The sequence below is a fragment of the Pseudomonas sp. FG36 genome (assembly GCF_057809275.1).
This window is the reverse complement of sequence record NZ_JBMDJQ010000021.1, coordinates 19740-38800: the sequence shown is the minus strand read 5'-3', so window position 1 is coordinate 38800 and position 19061 is coordinate 19740. Positions and strand designations below refer to the sequence as shown.

The 19061-nt window shown below is 64.8% G+C and carries 10 protein-coding genes and 1 pseudogene; 6 read left to right on the top strand and 5 right to left on the bottom strand.

Annotated features, from left to right (window positions below; translation table 11 throughout):
• The first annotated feature begins 20 nt into the window (after positions 1 to 20).
• The gene (locus ACODS9_RS17005) at positions 21 to 608 is read left to right on the top strand and encodes a YecA/YgfB family protein (RefSeq protein WP_023630694.1); all 588 of its coding nucleotides are present in this window, start codon (positions 21 to 23) and stop codon (positions 606 to 608) included.
• 8 nt (positions 609 to 616) lie between these two features.
• The gene (locus tag ACODS9_RS17000) at positions 617 to 982 is read left to right on the top strand and encodes a YbaN family protein (RefSeq protein ID WP_489094343.1); all 366 of its coding nucleotides are present in this window, start codon (positions 617 to 619) and stop codon (positions 980 to 982) included.
• Positions 983 to 1020: 38 nt separating this feature from the next.
• On the opposite strand, the gene ACODS9_RS16995 is transcribed toward ACODS9_RS17000, so the two are convergent.
• Positions 1021 to 8862, bottom strand: coding sequence for a retention module-containing protein (locus ACODS9_RS16995; RefSeq protein WP_489094342.1), 7842 nt, complete (start codon positions 8860 to 8862; stop codon positions 1021 to 1023).
• Positions 8863 to 9351: 489 nt separating this feature from the next.
• Here ACODS9_RS16995 and ACODS9_RS16990 point away from each other — a divergent pair, with 489 nt between their 5' ends.
• From ACODS9_RS16990 to ACODS9_RS16980, 3 genes are all read left to right on the top strand, one after another.
• On the top strand, positions 9352 to 10725 hold the full coding sequence (locus tag ACODS9_RS16990; RefSeq protein ID WP_046857706.1) for a TolC family outer membrane protein: 1374 nt from the start codon (positions 9352 to 9354) through the stop codon (positions 10723 to 10725).
• A 77-nt stretch (positions 10726 to 10802) separates the two neighbouring features.
• Complete coding sequence (locus tag ACODS9_RS16985; RefSeq protein WP_489094358.1) at positions 10803 to 12938, top strand: type I secretion system permease/ATPase; 2136 nt, start codon at positions 10803 to 10805, stop codon at positions 12936 to 12938.
• Positions 12939 to 12994: 56 nt separating this feature from the next.
• A complete protein-coding gene (locus ACODS9_RS16980) occupies positions 12995 to 14350 on the top strand; it encodes an HlyD family type I secretion periplasmic adaptor subunit (RefSeq protein WP_489094341.1) in 1356 nt (451 codons plus the stop codon).
• 66 nt (positions 14351 to 14416) lie between these two features.
• On the opposite strand, the gene ACODS9_RS16975 is transcribed toward ACODS9_RS16980, so the two are convergent.
• From ACODS9_RS16975 to ACODS9_RS16960, 4 genes and pseudogenes are all read right to left on the bottom strand, one after another.
• Positions 14417 to 15016, bottom strand: coding sequence for a tRNA-uridine aminocarboxypropyltransferase (locus tag ACODS9_RS16975; RefSeq protein WP_401106255.1), 600 nt, complete (start codon positions 15014 to 15016; stop codon positions 14417 to 14419).
• 160 nt (positions 15017 to 15176) lie between these two features.
• Positions 15177 to 16205 (bottom strand): methyl-accepting chemotaxis protein, encoded by a 1029-nt coding sequence (locus tag ACODS9_RS16970; protein ID WP_442963667.1) that lies wholly within the window; start codon positions 16203 to 16205, stop codon positions 15177 to 15179.
• Positions 16206 to 16433: 228 nt separating this feature from the next.
• Positions 16434 to 16736: pseudogene (locus tag ACODS9_RS16965) on the bottom strand (PAS domain-containing protein); the annotation flags it as partial.
• A 146-nt stretch (positions 16737 to 16882) separates the two neighbouring features.
• Complete coding sequence (locus ACODS9_RS16960) at positions 16883 to 17776, bottom strand: LysR family transcriptional regulator (RefSeq protein ID WP_046854595.1); 894 nt, start codon at positions 17774 to 17776, stop codon at positions 16883 to 16885.
• A 224-nt stretch (positions 17777 to 18000) separates the two neighbouring features.
• Between ACODS9_RS16960 and speB the strand changes: the two genes are divergently transcribed.
• Positions 18001 to 18951: an agmatinase gene (speB, locus tag ACODS9_RS16955; RefSeq protein ID WP_489094340.1), complete on the top strand. Its 951-nt coding sequence runs from the start codon at positions 18001 to 18003 to the stop codon at positions 18949 to 18951.
• Positions 18952 to 19061 lie beyond the last annotated feature (110 nt).

Below are 19061 nucleotides of genomic sequence, written 5' to 3'. Positions count from 1 at the left end.
TTCCCCAAGGTAGCCCTGTAATGTCCTTCGCCGAGCAACTGACCCGCCTGCAAGCCTTCCTCGACGCCGATGAGCTGCACGAAGAAGCGCTGGACTACGTCGCCGCCCACGGCTACCTGACCGCGCTGTCGATCTGCTCCGAGGAAGTTCCAGAACGCGAATGGATCGACGCGCTGTTCGCCGAAGAGCCCCATTACGCCAGCGATGCCCAGCGCACCGAGATCGAGGCCACCCTGGTCGCGCTCAAGGGCCACATCGCCCGCCAGTTGGCCAGCGACGAGGAATTCGACCTGCCTTGTGAACTAGACCTGACCGAAGAGCCGGACGATTCCGACCTGCGCGGCTGGTGCATCGGCTTCATGGAGGGCGTGTTCCTGCGTGAAGAGGCCTGGTTCGAGAACGCCGAGGAAGAAGTCAGCGAAATGCTCCTGCCGATCATGGTCGGTTCGGGCCTGTTCGACGAACAACCCGAGTTCGCCGACATTGCCGGCAACGCCAACCTGCAGGACGACATGATCGTGCAGATCCCCGAGGCACTGAGCGCACTGTTCCTGCTGCTGCACGCCCCCGAAGAGAAGCCCGCCCTGCTCAAGCCACGCCACCACTGATCGAGGTGGTGCGCTACCTGCTGCTGGCCGCCGGCTGGCTCAGCGTCGCGCTGGGGGTGGCGGGGATCTTCCTGCCGGTATTGCCCACCACCCCGTTCCTGCTGCTGGCGGCGGCCTGCTTCGCCCGCAGCTCGCCACGTTTTCACCACTGGTTGGTGAACCACCCGAAACTCGGGCCGTGGATCCGCGACTACCTCAGCGGTGAGGGGATTCCGCTCAAGGGCAAGGTCTATGCAATCGGGTTGATGTGGGCCAGCATCGGGCTGTCCTGCTACCTGGTGCCATTGTTCTGGGCGCGGGCGTTCATGCTGACCAGCGCGGTGCTGGTCAGCGCCTGGATCCTCAGGCAGAAGACCTTGCACCGGCCACAGTGACGCCATCGCGGGGCAGTGCCCCGCGATGGGCTGCTGGCTTACACCGTATCCACCTTCAGCGAATGGTCATTGAGCATGCCGTTGATGATGGTCGCGGTGTCATGCCCGGCCGCGATCAGCCCTCCCGCCCCGGCCGACACCCCGTAATGCTGCGCCAGGTCCACTCCGGCCAGGTCGATGGTCTGGGTCGGAGCCGCGCCAGCGACGCTGCTGACCTCGATGGTCGACACCACATTGACGCCGCTGCCGCTGACCTTGAAATGCAGGTAGTCGTCCAGCGAGGCGCTGGTGGCGTTCTCGCCCTGTAGCAGTTGCGACAGATCCAGGCGATCGCTGCCCGGGGTGAAGTCGGTCACGGTGTCATGCCCGGTATCGCCCTTCTGCCAGACAAAGCTGTCGTTGCCACTGCCACCGGTCAGGGTGTCGTTGCCCGGCCCGCCAATCAGGATATCGTTGCCGGCGCCGCCCTTGAGCACATCGTTGCCCGCGCCGCCGCTGAGCAGGTTGTCACCGTCATTGCCGGTCAAGGTGTCGTTGTAGTCCGAGCCGATCAGGTTCTCGATACCGCTGAGGGTGTCCAGCCCGGCGCCGACGGTGTTCTGCTGCCCGACATGGCCAAGGTCCACGATCACGCCGGCGGTGGCCTTGGCGTAGCTGGCAGTGTCATTGCCGGCTCCGCCGTCGAGCAGGTCGTTGCCAGGACCACCGATCAGCAGGTCGTCGCCATCACCACCGTGCAAGCTGTTGTTGCCCGCCCCCGCCACCAGCACATCGTTGCCGGCACCACCGTTGAGGGTGGTATCGCCGGCCCCGGCCAGCAGTACATCGTCACCGCCGGTGCCGGTGAGGGTGTTGCCGGCCTGGTAAGTGATATCCACCGCTCCGGTGCCGTAGCCGCCATGGTTGTCGCTGACGGTGTAGCTGCCGTGATAGTCCTCGTTGCTGGCATTGCTGTAGTCCACCACCAGGCTCAGCTTGTAGTTCTCGGCAGCCTTGCTGTTGCCGGCGGCGTTCTCGGTATTGATCACATGGATGCTGTACACCCCGTCATGGGTGGCCGTGAAGCTGCCGCCATCGGCGATGGTCTGGTAGCTGCCGCTGGCATCCTTCCATTCCATCAGCAGGTTGCCCGCAGGCCGGTCATGGTCGAGGGTCAGGGTTTCGCCCTTGCGCAGGGTCACTGTCAGGGTGTCCTCGTCGTTGGCATTGGCGGTGCTGATCGAGCCCAGGTAACCAGCCACCACCAGGGCAGCGGTCATGCTGCCGTTGAGGCTGGTGAACTCGCTGCGGGCCAGGTCGCGCAACTGGTTCTCGGCCTTGTTGGCGGTGGCGTCGAACTTGATGGTCTGCGCCTGGGTGCCCGCCGTGAAGCCTGCGCCCTTGTCGGCGAAGTTGGTATTGAAGGTGGTCGGCGCGGCACTCAGGGTGTCGTGGTCCGGGTCGCGGTCATTGGCCAGCAGCGCCTCTGCCGGCACCGTCAGGGTGGCGCCCTTGATATTGGTGATGATGTGGTCGGCACCCGCGACCGGCGCGCCATTGCTGTTGATGTTGATCGTCAGGCTGGCACTGCGGGTATCGCCGTCGTTGTCGCTGGCGGTGAAGCCGAACTTCTCCACCTGACCGCTGCCGTTGTCCTTCGGTGGCGTGTAGGTGAACTCGCCGTTGTCCATGTTCACCACCAGGGTGCCGCCCACGTTGGTCTTGATGTTCAGGCTGTTGCTCACGGTGTCGAACGAGGCCTTGTCCGCGCCGCCACTGGCCGCGTAACCGCCCTGCCCAGCATTGGCCTTCGGATCGTAGGTGTAGGTGGTGCCATCGACCAGCAGCGCCTTGATGAAGCCGCCATCAGCCCCGAAATCGCCGCCGCTCATGAGGCTGCCGGTAATCGGCGCGCCCTGCACCGTGCCGGAGAGCACCGCACTCAGCTGGCTGAGGTCGGTGACCACCACCGAATTGGTATCGGTATGGCTGCTGCCGTCGTAGGCCAGCGGATTGAGGTTGCCCTCGTTGACCCCGCTGCCCATGCCGATGGCGTAGGACTTGATGCCGTTGCTGTCGAGGAAGGATTCCCAGGCGGCTTCCCGTGGCGCGGTCATGGCATGGCCATTGGTGGGCTCACCGTCGGAGAAGAAGTAGCTGATATTCTGCGCGCCTACCAGCTTGCCGGTGGTGGCGAAGGCTTCCTGGGCCTTGGTCGCCGCCGAATCGTAGTAGGTCGAGCCACCTGGGCTGAGCCCGGCGATCAGGTTCTTGGCCTCGCCAATCGTGACCCACACCGGGGTCTGCACCTGCGCACCGGTGCCGAAGGTGACGATCTGCACCTTGATGTCGCCCATCTCGTCGTACTTGTCGAGCAAGGCATTGATCGCCTGCTTGGCCAGTTCCAGGCGGGTCAGCCCCGGCACGCCGGAGCTTGCCGCCATGCTGCTGGACACATCCACCACCAGCAGGATGTTGGAGTCCACCTGGCCGGGCGTGATGCTGCGTACCGCGCACTGCACCGTCGGCACATCGTCGACGATGTTGATGGCGAGGGTGCTGGTGACGCTGTTGCCCAAGGCATCCGTGGCCTTGTAGGTGAAGTACTCGTTGACCGTGTTGGCGCCGTCGTTGGCCCCCCCCGGGGTCTTCGGCGCCGAGGTCAGGGTATAGGTGTAGGAACCGTCGGCATTGAGCTGGATCTGCCCGTACTGGCCCACGGCATTGCCGACCAGGCTGTAGGTCAGCGCGCCGACGCCGCCCTGGACCGAACCGACCAGGCTGCCGGAGGCCGTCTCGCCAGTGGAGCCCGGATCGCTGCCGGTGACGGTGCCGGCGGCCAGGTCATTGCCGTCCTTGTGCAGGTCCAGGGCTTTTTCGTACACGGTGACGTCGTTGTCCTCGCACGCCACCAGCTTGCTGTCCTGCACATTGATGCGAATGGTCGTGGTGCTCTCGTCGCCGTCGGCGTCACGGATGGTGTAGACGAAGCTGTCGGTCGCGCCGGCGGCCGGCACGCTGTCGGGGTTGGCGTGGTAGGTGGCGTTGCCCTGGCTGTCCAGGGTCAGGTAGCCGTACTGGCCGACGATGGTGTCGCCGACATGGCCGATGGCCGAGGTAGAGGTGTCGGAACCGGCGCGCACACCGACCACGTACTGCCCGTCGGCACGCACATCGGCTCCGACCACGTCGTTGTCCAGCACGTTGCCGCTGACACTGGCCCCCTCCTTGACCGAAGCCACGTCGCAATGGGCCTTGGGCACGTCGTCGACGATGCTGACCACGATGGTGCTGGTGGTGGTGTTGCCGAGCGAATCCTTGACCTGGTAGGTGAAGCTCTCGGTGACCACGTTCGGGCCATCGTTGATGTGGTTGGGCGAGTTCGGCGCCGAGGTCAGGGTGTAGGTGTAGGAACCATCCGCGTTCAGCTGGATCTGGCCATACTGGCCGGTGGCATTGCCGACCAGGGTGAAGGTCAAGGCACCGATACCGCCGCTGACCGAGCCTGCCAGCGAACCGCTGGTGGTTTCCGTGGTGGCGTGCGGGTCGCTGCCGGTGACATTGCCCGCTGCCAGGTCGTTGCCGTCCTTGGTCAGGTCCAGGGCTTTCTCGTAGACCTTGGCCGTCTCGTCCGGGCAGGCCACCAGCGAAATGTCGTGCACATCGATGGTGAGGGTGGTGGTGCTTTCATCGCCATCGGCATCGCGGATGGTGTAGACGAACACGTCCGTGGCACCGGCTGGCGCCACCGCATTGGGGTTGGCGTGGTAGGTGGCATTGCCCTGGGCGTCGAGCGTCAGGTAGCCATATTGCCCCGCCACGTTGCTGCCCAGCTGGCCGATGGCCGAGGTCGAGGTATCGCTGCCGGCGCGCACGCCGACCACATACTGCCCATCGGCACGCACATCGGCACCAACCACGTCGTTGACCAGCAGATTGCCGCTGACCGTGCCGCCTTCGTAGACATTGGCGAAATCGCTATGGGCCTTGGGCACGTCGTCGACGATGCTGACCACAATGGTGCTGGTGGTGGTGTTGCCGAGCGAATCCTTGACCTGGTAGGTGAAGCTCTCGGTGACCACGTTCGGGCCATCGTTGATGTGGTTGGGCGAGTTCGGCGCCGAGGTCAGGGTGTAGGTGTAGGAACCATCCGCGTTCAGCTGGATCTGGCCATACTGGCCGGTGGCATTGCCGACCAGGGTGAAGGTCAAGGCACCGATACCGCCGCTGACAGAACCTGCCAGCGACCCACTGGTGGTTTCCGTACTGGATTGCGGATCGCTGCCGGTGACATTGCCCGCTGCCAGGTCGTTGCCGTCCTTGGTCAGGTCCAGCGCCTTCTCGTAGACCTTGGCCGTGTCATCCGGGCAGGCAACCAGGGAGTTGTCGTGCACGTTGATGGTGATCGTGGTGGTGCTTTCGTCGCCATCGGCATCGCGGATGGTGTAGACGAACACGTCCGTGGCACCGACCGGTGCCACCGAATCGGGATTGGCGTGATAGGTGGCATTGCCCTGGGCATCGAGCGTCAGGTAGCCATATTGCCCCGCCACGTTGCTGCCCAGCTGGCCTATGGCCGAGGTCGAAGTGTCGCTGCCGGCGCGCACGCCGACCACATACTGCCCGTCGGCCCGCACATCGGCGCCGGTCACGTCGTTGACCAGCACATTGCCGCTGACAGTGCCGCCTTCGTAGACATTGGCAAAGTCGCTGTGAGCCTTGGGCACGTCGTCGACGATGCTGATCACGATGGTGCTGGTGGTGGTGTTGCCGAGCGAATCCTTGACCTGGTAGGTGAAGGATTCCGTAAGCACATTCGGGCCGTCGTTGACGTGATTCGGCGAGTTCGGCGCAGAGGTCAAGGTGTAGGTGTAGGTACCATCCGTATTGAGCTGGATCTGGCCATACTGGCCGGTAGCGTTGCCGACCAGGGTGAAGGTCAGCCCCCCCACACCACCGCTGACGGAACTGGCCAACGAACCGCTGGCCGTCTCGCCGGTGGAGCCCGGTTCACTGCCGGTAACATTGCCGCCCGCCAGGTCGTTGCCATCCTTGTTCAGGTCAAGTGCTTTCTCGTAGACCGTGACCTCGCTGTCAGGGCCGGCGATCAGCGAGCAATCGCGCACGTCGATGGTAATGGTGGTAGTGCTTTCGTCACCGTCACTGTCACGCACGGTATAGACGAAGACATCCGTGGCGCCCGCCGGAGCGACGGCGTTGGGGTTGGCGTGGTAGGTGGCGTTGCCTTGGGCATCGAGGGTCAGGTAACCGTACTGGCCCTGGACCGGATCGCCCAATTGGCCACTGGCCGATGTCGAGGTATCGGAGCCGGCTCGCACACCCACCACGTAACGACCATCGGCCCGTACGTCCGCGCCGGACGTATCGTTGTCCAACACGTTGCCGCTGACCGTGCCGCCTTCGACGACACTGGCCGTATCGGGATTGGCCTTGGGCAGGTCGTCGATGATGTTCACGTCCAGCGAGCCAGTCGCCGTGCTGCCATCGGTGTCCGTGGCGGTGACGGTGAAATGCTCGGACAGGCTGTTGGCGCCGTCGCCGTTGGCGTGGCTCTCGTTGTCCAGCAAGGTGTAGCTGTAGCTGATCACACCCGTGGCCGGGTTGTAACCGGTGATGGTCAGGGTGTTGCCCAGCGCCGTGGTGATTGACTGCGGGAAACTTGCCGCCACGCCGCCACTGACCACGTTGATGCCGCCGACGCTCAAGGTCTGCAGGCCATCGGGCGCCGCCACCGTGAAGGTGCCGCTCTGCGTCAGCGCACCGGGATTAGGTGCACTGCCGTCAGCCAGGTTCTTCTCGTAGACGGTCAGCTCGCCGCCATTGACGTCCAGGCCGTCGAGGGTCACCGGGTCATTGAGGTTGCTGACGTTGAGGGTCAGGGTCGCGGTGCTGGTGTCACCGTCGGCGTCTTTCAGGGTGTAGGTAAAGTTCTCCACCCCACTGCCGCCACCGTGCAGGTTCTTGAAGTCCGGATCGTTGGTATTGAGGGTGTAGGTGTAGGAACCATCCGCCGCCAGCACCAGGGTGCCGTAGGTGCCGACGAAGGTACCGGCCACCACCGGGCCGCTGGGGATGCGGTCCGCGCCCTGGATATCGTTGGTCAGCACATTGCCGCTGAGTTCCAGATGCTGTTCGGTGGCGGTGGTGGCATTGCTGTCGTTCACAGCCTTGGGCAGGTCGTCGACGATGTTCACGTCCAGCGAGCCAGTGGCCGTGCTGCCATCGGTGTCCGTGGCGGTAACAGTGAAGTGCTCGGACAGGCTGTTGGCGCCGCCGCCGTTGGCGTGGCTCTCGTTGTCCAGCAAGGTGTAGCTGTAGCTGATCACACCCGTGGCCGGGTTGTAACCGGTGATGGTCAGGGTGTTGCCCAGCGCCGTGGTGATTGACTGCGGGAAACTTGCCGCCACGCCGCCACTGACCACGTTGATGCCGCCGACGCTCAAGGTCTGCAGGCCATCGGGCGCCGCCACCGTGAAGGTGCCGCTCTGCGTCAGCGCACCGGGATTAGGTGCACTGCCGTCAGCCAGGTTCTTCTCGTAGACGGTCAGCTCGCCGCCATTGACGTCCAGGCCGCCGAGGGTCACCGGGTCATTGAGGTTGCTGACGTTGAGGGTCAGGGTCGCGGTGCTGGTGTCACCGTCGGCGTCTTTCAGGGTGTAGGTAAAGTTCTCCACCCCACTGCCGCCACCGTGCAGGTTCTTGAAGTCCGGATCGTTGGTATTGAGGGTGTAGGTGTAGGAACCATCCGCCGCCAGCACCAGGGTGCCGTAGGTGCCGACGAAGGTACCGGCCACCACCGGGCCGCTGGGGATGCGGTCCGCGCCCTGGATATCGTTGGTCAGCACATTGCCGCTGAGTTCCAGATGCTGTTCGGTGGCGGTGCTGGCATTGCTGTCATTCACAGCCCTGGGCACATCGTCACGAACGATAACGTCCAGCGTGCCGCTGGCCACATCGCCATCGGTGTCGCTGACCAGCACCGGGAACTGCTCGCCCAATGTATTGGTCCCGGCACCGTCCGGATGATGTTCCGCGCCGGTCAGGGTGTAGCTGTAGCTCACCACGCCCGTGGCCGGGTTGTAACCCGTAATGGTCAGCACATTGCCGAGCCCGGTGACGATGGACTGGCCGACGCCGGTCACCACGCCTGCGGTGACCACATTGATGCCACCGACACTGAGGTTGAACACGCCATCGGCGGCAACCACCGTGAAGCTGCCCGACTGGGTCAAGGCCGCAGGGTTGCTGGCCGAGCCCTGGGGCAGGTTCGCCTCGTCCAGGATCAACTCGGCAGGGCTGACATCAAGACCGGTGAGGCTGACCGGATTGTCGGCGGGTGGCGCGCCGGCCGGCAGGGGCGCCGCGTCATTGCCATCGAGCCCACCGAGCTCGAGATTGGCCAGCAATGGGAAGCCGTTGAAGCCCGCCGTAGGGAAACCGATGGTGGGATCCACCCGACCGGCCACCTCGGTCAGTATCACGAAACTGTGGCCGCCACCGAGCGCACCTGACACGCCACCAGGGTTGCCGCCCGCCGCGGTCGCTTCAGCTTCCTGCGTGGGGTCGGCGCCTGCGGCAATGGCTTTTTGCAGTTGCTCGACGTCACTGAGCTGAGCGTTGCTGGGCTGCGCGTCCGGCGCTTGTACATGAGGAGCACGATCGGCCAGCAGGTCGGGGGTCATCTCCAGGCTGCTGCCACGACCCAGGGTCAGTTCGGCACCGTTTTGCAAGCGCACCGCCACCGCGCCCTCGCTCCCGGTCTCCAGTTGCTCGCCGGCGAACAGGCGATCCCCTTCCACCAACAGACGGCGATGACCGTCATCGCCCACCGCGAATACCTGGCCGACTACCTTGCCGACCACACCGACTAATTTAGCCATGAGCGTACGCCTCCCCTGCCGATGGGCTTTTCGCAGATCAAGGCGTGCCGGGTAATGTGCGCAAGGTTCCGAGTGCCATGGTTGTTGGAACCGTTGCTGTCACGTTCGTGAGAAACCACGCTCCCTGTGACGACTGCCGCGATAGTGGACGAGGCGAATGGCCATTATTGAGTGCCATTTTTTTGTCGCCAAATTCCGCTTTCGCCTTCCTCCCCTGTCTCCTTAGCTGCAAAAAATCTGGAACTTTCACCAAGGCCCGAAAATCGCCTGTCCCAGCCAATTCCCGTAACCACCTGAATGAAACAATGTCCCGGATTCCTTAGACCGCATAAGTTTTTTTTCGCATATATCTTATGAAAAAATCTTCTTAGCTCGCCCGGTAAATGTTCTTAGCTCTGTTGTTACAAACCTGAAACGGTTTGATTCTAATTTTTCGTCATTTTTTTGGCGAATCGCAGGACATTATTCAAGACCAGGGAGATGTACCCCATGCGCGCTTTAACCCCCATCACCAGTGCGATTTTGTTGGCCATGGCGTGTGCCAACAGTCAGGCGATGTCGATTACCGAGGCTGTCCAGAACGCCGTGGACCAGCATCCCGAGATCAGCGCCAGCCGCAACAGCAGGCTGTCGGCCGACGAGGATGTGAAGTTCGCCCGCGGGGGGTACTACCCAACCGTCGATCTGGTCGCAGGCTACGGCCGGCAACGTTCGGACAACACCAACACCCGCGGCTTCAACCCGGACGGCACGCGTAACCACAACAAGGAAACGCTCAACTACACCCAATCCGAGCTGCGTCTGCGCCAGATGCTGTTCGACGGCTTCAATACCTCCAACGAAGTCGCCCGCACCGAAGCGGTGGCCACCTCGCGCGCCTACTACACCCAGGCCACCGCCGAGAGCATCGCCCTGCGCGCCATCGAGGTCTACCTCGAGGTGCTCAAGCGCCGTGAACTGGTAACCCTGGCCAAGAACAACCTGCAGGCCCACCTGCGGGTCAACGACCAGATCGGCCTGCGCAGCGAACGCGGCGTGGGCAGCACCGCCGACCTCGACCAGTCCCGCGCCCGTCGCGCCCTGGCCGAAAACAACCTGGACACCGCCGAGGTCGACCTGGCCGACGCCGAGGCCAACTTCTACAGCGTAGTCGGGCGCCTGCCCGATGAGCTGGAAACTCCCGTCACGATCAAGGGCGAAGTGCCGGGCGACCTGCTCAATGCCCGCCAGGGCATGCTGGAGAACAACCCCTACCTCAAGTCGGCGCAGGCTGACGTGCGCTCCGCCGAGCAGCAGTACGAAGTGGCCAAGTCGCCCTTCTACCCGCGCCTGGATGCAGTGCTGGCCACGGGTGCCAACAACAACATCGGCGGCCAGAAAGGGCATGACAACAATGACTGGCAGGCCGGCGTCGAGCTCAGCTACAACCTGTTCCGCGGCGGCAGCGACAAGGCCCGCCTGCAGTCGGACGCGCACAAGATCAACCAGGCGATGGACATCCGCAACAACGCCCTGCGCGAGCTGAACGAAAACCTCAGCCTGGCCTGGAACGCGATGAACAATGCCCGCAAGCAGACCCCGAGCGCCCGCGAGTACGCCGAGACCACCCAGCGCGTGCGTGCCGCCTACCAGGACCAGTTCGGCCTGGGCCAGCGCACCCTGCTCGACGTGCTCGACAGCGAGAACGAGCTGTACAACGCCAACCGTCGCTACACCGAGGTGCGCTATACCGAAGAGTTCTCCATGTACCGGGTGCTGGCGACCATGGGCGAGCTGCTGAGCAAGCAGCGTATCTCGCTGCCGCCGGAAGCCATCGCCAAGACCGAAGTGCGCAACGAGGCGAAGTTGCCTGACATGCGTTAGGTTCTGACGAGACAAGGGACTTTTCGCCAGCGCCCATTTCCCGTCCACCGCGGCAGGAGTAGGCCATCGTGACCAGTATGCAAAGCGCGCAACCGCGCCTGGATGTTGATGATCCGTTGCTCGATGGCCTGCTGATCCTGTGCAAGCTGCATGGCTGCACGGCCAGCCGTGCCAGCCTGTGCAGTGGCCTGCCACTGGCCGAGCAACGCCTGGGCCTGGGCCTGCTGCCCCGCGCCGCCGCGCGCGCCGGGTTGCAGGCTCGCGTGCTGCGGCGTGACCTGGACGCCATTTCCCCACTCAACCTGCCGGTGCTGCTGATCCTCGATGACGGCCGCAGCGCCGTGCTGCAACGCTGGGGCGAAAACGGCCGGGCATTGCTGCTGCCCTGCGAGGCCGAGGGCGGTGAGCAGTGGGTCGAGCGCGAAGCCCTGGCGCAGGCCTATAGCGGCCAAGCCCTGTTCGCCCGCCCCCGGCATACCCTGGAGGACGTGCGCACGCCGCTGATCCCGCGGGTCAACGCCTGGTTCCGCGACACCCTGCGCCACTCCCGCTGGCTGTACAGTGATGCCCTGCTGGCCAGCCTGCTGATCAACCTGCTGGGCCTGATGGTGCCGCTGTTCGTCATGCAGACCTACGACCGCGTGGTCCCCAACCAGGCGCTGTCCACCCTGTGGGTGCTGGTCGCCGGCCTGTTCATCGGCACCGCCTTCGAACTGGTGCTGCGCATGGTCCGTGCCCACTTGCTGGACCAGGCCGGCAAGAAGACCGACCTGATTCTCTCCGCCACCTTGTTCGAACGCATCACCGGCATGAGCATGAAGGCGCGCCCGGCTACCATCGGTGGCTTCGCCCAGAGCATCCATGACTTCCAGGGTCTGCGCGAATTCCTCACCGCCGTCACCCTGACCAGCATCATCGACCTGCCGTTCGTGGCCCTGATGCTGCTGGTGATCGGCCTGCTCGGAGGCTGGCTGGTGGTGATCCCGCTGATCGCCTTCCCGCTGGCGGTAGGCCTGGCGCTGTTCATCCAGGTGCGCCTGCGCGACACCGTGCAAAAAAGCCTGAGCCTCGGCGCGGTGCGCCAGGCGCTGCTGATCGAGACCCTCGGCGGCCTGGAAACCCTGAAGGCCTGCGGCGCCGAAAGCGAACGCCAGTACCAGTGGGAACACACCAACGGCGCCATCGCCCGCCTCGACGCCCATGCCCGCAACCTGTCGTCGCTGGCCAGCAACGGCACGCTGTTCATCCAGCAGTTCTGCGGCATGGCGACGATCGTCGCCGGGGTGTATAGCATCATCGCCGGCAACCTCAGCGTCGGCGCGCTGGTGGCCAGCTACATGCTCGGCAGCCGGGTGCTCGCCCCGCTCGGCCAGATCGCCGGGCTGATCACCCGCTACCAGCAGGCCCAGCTGACCATGCGCAGCACTGATGCCCTGATGAGCCTGCCCCAGGAGCGCGAGGCCGAGCACCAGGCGCTGGAGCACACCGCGCTGCAAGGTGGCATCACCATCAACCACGCCACCTTCCGCTATGCCGGGCAAACGGCGCCAGCCCTCAACGATGTGAGCGCCACCCTCAAGCCGGGCGAGCGCATCGGCATCATCGGCCGCAGCGGCTCGGGCAAGAGCACCCTTGCCCGGCTGTTGATGGGCTTCCATCACCCCGACGAAGGCCAGGTGCTGCTGGACAACCTCGACCTGCGCCAACTGGATATCAGCGACCTGCGCAGCCAGCTCGGCTACGTGGCGCACGACCTGCCGCTGCTGGCCGGCAGCCTGCGCGACAACCTCACCCTCGGCGCACGGCACGTCAGCGATGCGCGCATGCTCGAGGTGGCCGAACTGACCGGCGTCAGCGAGCTGGCCCGCCAGCATCCGCAAGGCTTCGACCGCCCGGTGGGCGAGCGCGGCCAGCTGCTCTCCGGCGGCCAGCGCCAGGCCGTGCTGCTGGCCCGGGCCCTGCTGCTGGAGCCGCCGATCCTGATACTCGACGAGCCCACCAGCCACATGGACAACAGCAGCGAGGAACAGCTGCGCCAGCGCCTGCTGAACTGGGTGCCCGGCAAGACCCTGCTGCTGGTCACCCACCGCACCTCGATGCTCAGCCTGGTGGACCGGCTGCTGGTGCTGGACAACGGCAAGATCGTTGCCGACGGGCCGAAGGATGCGGTCATCGACGCGCTGCGCAAGGGCCGTATCGGCGCGGCGCTGTGAACCAACACTGTTGAATCCCTGTGGGAGCGGGCCCCGGCCTGCATCGGAGGTAGAACATGCCCATCAGCCACAGCGTGCGCAGCTACCTCCAGGGCGGCGACAGCCGCGCCGAACGCGACTATATGCCAGAGTTGGCCGGCGCCACCCTGCAGGAGTCCCCCAGCCTGTCGCGCCTGACCGTGTGGCTGGCAGCGATCCTGCTGCTGGTGGCGCTGGTCTGGGCCAACTTCGCGGTGCTCGATGAAGTCACCGTCGGCGAAGGCAAGGCCATCCCGTCGAGCAAGGTGCAGGTGGTGCAGAACCTCGAAGGCGGCATCGTCACCGAGATCTTCGTGCGCGAGGGGCAGATGGTCGACAAGGGCGCCACCCTCCTGCGCCTGGATGACACGCGCTTCAAGTCGAACAAAGGTGAAAGCGAGGCCGACCGTTACGCCCTCAGCGCGCAGGTGGAGCGCCTGTCGGCCGAATCCGAAGGCCGCCCCTTCGTGCTGTCGAGCGAAGTCCGCGCCAAGGCGCCGCAGGTGGCCGAGGACGAGGCCGCGCTGTACGAATCACGCCAGCGCCGCCTGACCAGCGAGAAGCAGACCCTCAATGAACAGCTGCGGCAGAAGACTCAGGAGCTGGCCGAGTTCCGTTCCAAGGTCGACCAGTACCGCTCGGCAGTGGGCCTGTTGCAGCAGGAGCTGGACATGTCCTCGCCGCTGGTGAGCAAGGGCGCCATCTCCCCGGTGGAGATCCTGCGCCTCAAGCAGCGCAGCGTCGAGGCGCGCGGCCAGCTGAACGCGACCAACCTGGCCATCCCTCGCGCCGAAGCGGCGATCGCCGAGATCCGCAGCAAGATCCAGGAATCGGACGCAAGCTTTCGCTCCGACGCCGCCAAGGAGCTCAACGACAAACGCACCGAACTGTCGAAGATCACCGCCACCAGCATCGCCATCGACGACCGGGTCAACCGCACCACCGTGGTGTCGCCGGTGCGCGGTATCGTCAAGCTGCTCAAGGTCAACACCATCGGCGGTGTGGTGCAGCCGGGCAGCGACCTGGTGGAGATCGTGCCGATCGAGGACAACCTGCTGATCGAGGCCAAGGTAAGGCCGCAGGACGTGGCGTTCCTGCACCCGGGGCAGACCGCAATGGTCAAGTTCAGCGCCTACGACTACACCATCTATGGCGGGCTCAAGGCCAAGCTGGAACTGATCGGCGCGGACACCGTCACCGACGACAAGGGCAATGCGTTCTACCTGATCCAGGTGCGCACCGACAAGAACCACCTGGGTGGCGACAAAAAGCCGCTGCTGATCATCCCGGGGATGGTCGCCACGGTGGACATCATTACCGGGCAGAAGAGCGTGCTGGACTATCTGTTGAAGCCGGTGATGAAGGCCCGGACCGAGGCGTTGCGCGAGCGCTGACCGCTATCTGGATATCAGTGGGAGCGGGCTTGCCCCGCGATAAGGCCGGCACAGCCAACCGTTTGATCAACCCTGGCCGTGATTACGCTCGAAGGTTTCCGCGCCCATGGCTGCGATCTGCCCGTCGATCAACGCCTCGAACGGGCGCAACAACGCATCGAAGCCAGCAGGCGCTTCCAGCACGTTCAGCGCCTGCACGATCGCCTCGATGGTGGATACGGCGCCTGGCTCAGGTGCCTTGCGCAACCGGTAGCGCGAAGGCAGGACTTCGCCCAGCGTCACCCGTGGCAACGCTTCCAGCTGCGGGTTCAGGTAGAGCATCTTGCGTGCCTTGCGCCAGGTACCGTCGGGTACGATCAGCAGCAATGGCAGATCATCACCCTGCCCGTATGCCTGCAGGACTTCTGCCTCATCACCCGGGAACAACAGGACCGGGCGATAACCCGGTGTCGCCAGCAAGGTCGCCAGGTCATCGAACACCTCGCCGATTCGCAGCTCGGCATTGACCAGCCCAAGGGCCGCCAGGCGTGCCGTGTTCAAGGCGTGGCCGGTTTCACTGGGGTGTTGCAACACGACCACGCGGGTACGGCTGTCCAGGTGCGGGATCAGTGGGCAGAGGCAATGGGCGAGCGGGCGCTGGCAGCGCTCGCAGCGGGGTCTGGGCATGGGGGTCTCCGTTGGCGGAGGGATTTTGCCACAGGCTGGAAATTTGGGCCCGCTTTGCGGGCCTTTCGCCGGCAAGCCGGCTCCCACACCGACCGCGCGAACCTCAAGCCTTGCGCTGTCCCTGTAGAAGCCCGCTTGCCAGTGATGAAGGCAACGCACATCACCGGTTGAACCGCTCCGCCAGGCTGTGCAGGTACTCCGCCATGCGCTCGAGGTCCTGGCTGATCTCGGCGCCCTGCTTGGCCTGCCCCGCGCTCTCGTCGCACAAATGGGCGATGCGCACGATCTGCTGGTTGATATCCTCGGCCACATGGCTCTGCTGCTCCGACGCCGTGGCCATCTGCTGGCTCATGCCGGTGATGCGGCTGATCGCCTGGGCGATCCCCGCCAACGCCTCCTGCACCGCCTCGACGCTGTGCACGCTGTCGCTGGAGATCTGCTGCCCACGGCTGGCGCTGGCCACAGCACGGTCGGCACCGGAACGCAGGGTGGAGATGATGTGGTGGATCTCCTCGGTCGAGGCGCGGGTGCGCTGCGCCAGCGACCGCACCTCGTCCGCCACCACGGCGAAGCCCCTGCCCTGCTCGCCGGCCCGCGCCGCCTCGATGGCGGCATTGAGCGCCAGCAGGTTGGTCTGCTCGGCAATCGAGGTGATCACATCCACCACGCTGCCGATGGACTGGGTCTGCTCGGCCAGGGCATTGACTGCCTGGCCGATGTCGCTGACTGCCTCGTTCATGCTGCCCATGGCGCGCAGGCTCTGCTGCGCCAGGTCGCTGCCCTGCTGGGCCAGCTGGTCGGCGTCGCTGGCGGCGTGGGCGGTGGTCTGCACGTTATGGGTCACCTGCTGGATGGTCGCCGCCATCTGCGCGATGGCGGTGGCCGACTGGTCGGTCTCGCTGCGCTGGCGGTCGAGCATCTGCGCCTGGGCATCGGACAGCCCGGCGGACTGCGCGGCCCGTGACTTGACCCCGACACCGGCATCCACCAGGCGGGTCAGCGCGGTCTGCAGGCGCGCCTCTTCGCTGATGATGGCCAGGTCGAGCTGGCCCTGCAGGCCGGGGTTGTCACTGTAGGTCAGGGCCACCAGCGGGCTGGTGAAGGCCTTGGGGTGCTCTTCGAGAGTACGGCGGATCGACTGGTTCTGCCGGTGCTCGACCACGTACCAGGCCGCCAGCAGGCTGGCCATCAGCACCCCCAGCGCCGCATAGGGGGGCAACCACAGGTAAGCGGCGGCCGATAGCAGGCCCGCACCGATCAGCGGCCAGCCATGGCCGATGCCATGCCCCAAGCGCGCCGCCAGCGCTACCGGTGAGCGCCCCGCCCGCAGACGGGCATACAGCTTCTCCGCCCGACGGATCTGCTCCCGGCTTGGCACCGAGCGCACCGATTCGTAGCCACTGATGCGGCCGTTCTCGTACACCGCCGTGACATAGGCGCTGACCCAGTAGAAATCGCCATTCTTGGCGCGGTTCTTGACCACGCCCATCCACGGCTTGCCTTGCTTGATGGTGTCCCACATATGCCCGAAGACCGCCGGCGGCATGTCGGGATGACGCACCAGGTTGTGTGGCTGGCCGACCAGTTCGTCGTAGGTGAAGCCGCTGATGGCCACGAATGCGTCGTTGCAATAGGTAATGCGACTGTTCAGGTCGGTGGTGGAGATCAGCCGCTGGTCTTGGGAAAAGGTTCTTTCGTGCTCGGTGACGGGCAAATTCATGCGCATCGTTGGCGATCCCTTGCTTATCCAGATGAGTGGGAAAATCATCAAAGCAAGTAGATATTTAGCAGAAGGCCAGCATGCCAGCGGTCAAGTTTTGTAGGAAATTCGCCCGCCCTGACGGAATGTTCACAACGCGACAGGCCTCACCCTACGTTGAGCTGGCTCTTGAGCAGGTCGCGGAAGGTCTGGATCAACGGTTCCCGGCTGCGGCCACGGCGGATGATCAGGGAAAACGGTGCCTGGTAGCCGAACGTGGCTGGCGACAGCACGCGCAGGTCGCCCTTGTCGACCCAGGCCTGGGCGTAGTGCTCGGGCAGGTAGCCGATGTAGGCGCCGGAGAGAATCAGGATCAACTGCGCCTCCATGCTCTCCACGGTGGCCGCGCTGTGCTTGAAACCATGCCTGGCCAGCTCGGCCTGGCTCCAGTAGCCCCGTCCGACCATGCGCTGCTGGGTGATCACCGGCTCAGGAATGCGCCGCTCGCCGAACAGCGCGTGACGACTGCTGCAATACAGCCAGTGCTGCTCACGGTACAGCGGCTGGTAGACCAGCCCGCTCATGCGCGACGAGAACGCGCCGATGGCCAGGTCCAGGCGGTTGTCCTGCACGCCCAGTTGCAGTTCGTAGGGGCTCGATACCGACAAATGCAGGTGCACCGCCGGGTGTTCCTGGCTGTAGGCGCCGATGGCCTCGGCCAGCGGCAGGGCACTGTCGCCAACGGTGGAGTCGATCACCCCCAGGTTGAGGGTGCCGCGCAGCTCGCCCTTGAGCGCCGCGGCGTACTGTTCGAAACCGTCCAGCTCACCGAGCAGGCGCAAGGTCTCCTGGTGGAACAGTTCACCCTTGCTGGTCAGGCTGAAGCCGCCCCGGCCACGGTGGCAGAGCACGATGCCCAGGGCGCTTTCCAGCTGGCTCATGTAGGTGCTGATCGCCGAGGTCGACAGGTTGAGGTCACGCTGGGCATTGGCGAACCCCTGGTGGCGCACCACGCTGGCGAAGATGCGCAGCAGTTTCAGGTCGGGCAGCGATGAGGCCATGGCGCAGGGTCCGCAGGGTGGAAATCGCCAGAGTCTAACCCGGTTGCCGGCCGATAGTTCAGAGAATCCTGAAGTAAGTATTTGTCGGTAGCGATTCTTCCCGACCACTACCTTGCGCAGACTGCGGCGAAATGTCCCTGCCCGCCAGCATGACCAGATGATCCAGGCGCGCGGCGGCACAGGTTCGAACAAACAGAACAATCGACCGACTGATGAGGCCCACCGTGGACAAGATTCTCCACCAACCACTGGGCGGCAACGAAATGCCGCGTTTCGGCGGCATCGCCACCATGCTTCGCCTGCCCCACCTGCAAAGCGCCGAAGGCCTGGACGCCGCGTTCATCGGCGTGCCGCTGGACATCGGCACCTCGCTGCGTTCCGGCACCCGCTTCGGCCCGCGGCAGATCCGCGCCGAGTCGGTGATGATCCGCCCCTACAACATGGCCACCGGCGCCGCCCCGTTCGACTCGCTGTCGGTGGCCGACATCGGTGACGTGGCGATCAACACCTTCAACCTGCTCGACGCCGTTCGCATCATCGAAGAGGCCTACGACGAGATCGTCGAGCACAATGTCATCCCGCTGACCCTGGGCGGCGACCACACCATCACCCTGCCGATCCTGCGTGCCCTGCACAAGAAGCACGGCAAGATCGGCCTGGTCCACATCGATGCCCACGCCGACGTCAACGACCACATGTTCGGAGAGAAGATCGCCCACGGCACCACCTTCCGCCGCGCCGTGGAAGAAGGCCTGCTCGATTGCGACCGCGTGGTGCAGATCGGCCTGCGCGCCCAGGGCTACACCGCCGACGACTTCAACTGGAGCCGCCGCCAGGGCTTTCGCGTGGTGCAGGCCGAGGAGTGCTGGCACAAGTCGCTGGCGCCGCTGATGGCCGAAGTGCGCGAGAAAGTCGGTGGCGGCCCGGTGTACCTGTCGTTCGACATCGACGGCATCGACCCGGCCTGGGCGCCCGGCACCGGCACCCCGGAGATCGGCGGCTTGACCACCATCCAGGCGATGGAGATCATCCGCGGCTGCCAGGGCCTGGACCTGATCGGCTGCGACCTGGTCGAGGTTTCCCCACCCTACGACACCACCGGCAACACCTCGTTGCTGGGTGCCAACCTGCTGTTCGAAATGCTCTGCGTGCTGCCAGGGGTGGTACGCCGCTGATACCTCATCGCTGGCAAGCCGGCTTCCTGCGGGAGCTGGCTTGCAAGCGATGAAGACGTCACGACGCCAGCATAGAAACACCCCGGCAGGAGCCATTCGGGAGGGCCATA

Excerpts from the sequence above, each read along its gene's own strand:
- ACODS9_RS16980 (WP_489094341.1), top strand. The coding sequence starts at position 12,995 with ATGCCCATCAGCCACAGCGTGCGCAGCTACCTCCAGGGCGGCGACAGC.
- ACODS9_RS16975 (WP_401106255.1), bottom strand. The coding sequence starts at position 15,016 with ATGCCCAGACCCCGCTGCGAGCGCTGCCAGCGCCCGCTCGCCCATTGC.
- ACODS9_RS16995 (WP_489094342.1), bottom strand. The coding sequence starts at position 8,862 with ATGGCTAAATTAGTCGGTGTGGTCGGCAAGGTAGTCGGCCAGGTATTC.
- ACODS9_RS16990 (WP_046857706.1), top strand. The coding sequence starts at position 9,352 with ATGCGCGCTTTAACCCCCATCACCAGTGCGATTTTGTTGGCCATGGCG.
- ACODS9_RS16970 (WP_442963667.1), bottom strand. The coding sequence starts at position 16,205 with ATGGCCAGCCTGCTGGCGGCCTGGTACGTGGTCGAGCACCGGCAGAAC.
- ACODS9_RS16985 (WP_489094358.1), top strand. The coding sequence starts at position 10,803 with ATGCAAAGCGCGCAACCGCGCCTGGATGTTGATGATCCGTTGCTCGAT.
- ACODS9_RS17005 (WP_023630694.1), top strand. The coding sequence starts at position 21 with ATGTCCTTCGCCGAGCAACTGACCCGCCTGCAAGCCTTCCTCGACGCC.
- ACODS9_RS16960 (WP_046854595.1), bottom strand. The coding sequence starts at position 17,776 with ATGGCCTCATCGCTGCCCGACCTGAAACTGCTGCGCATCTTCGCCAGC.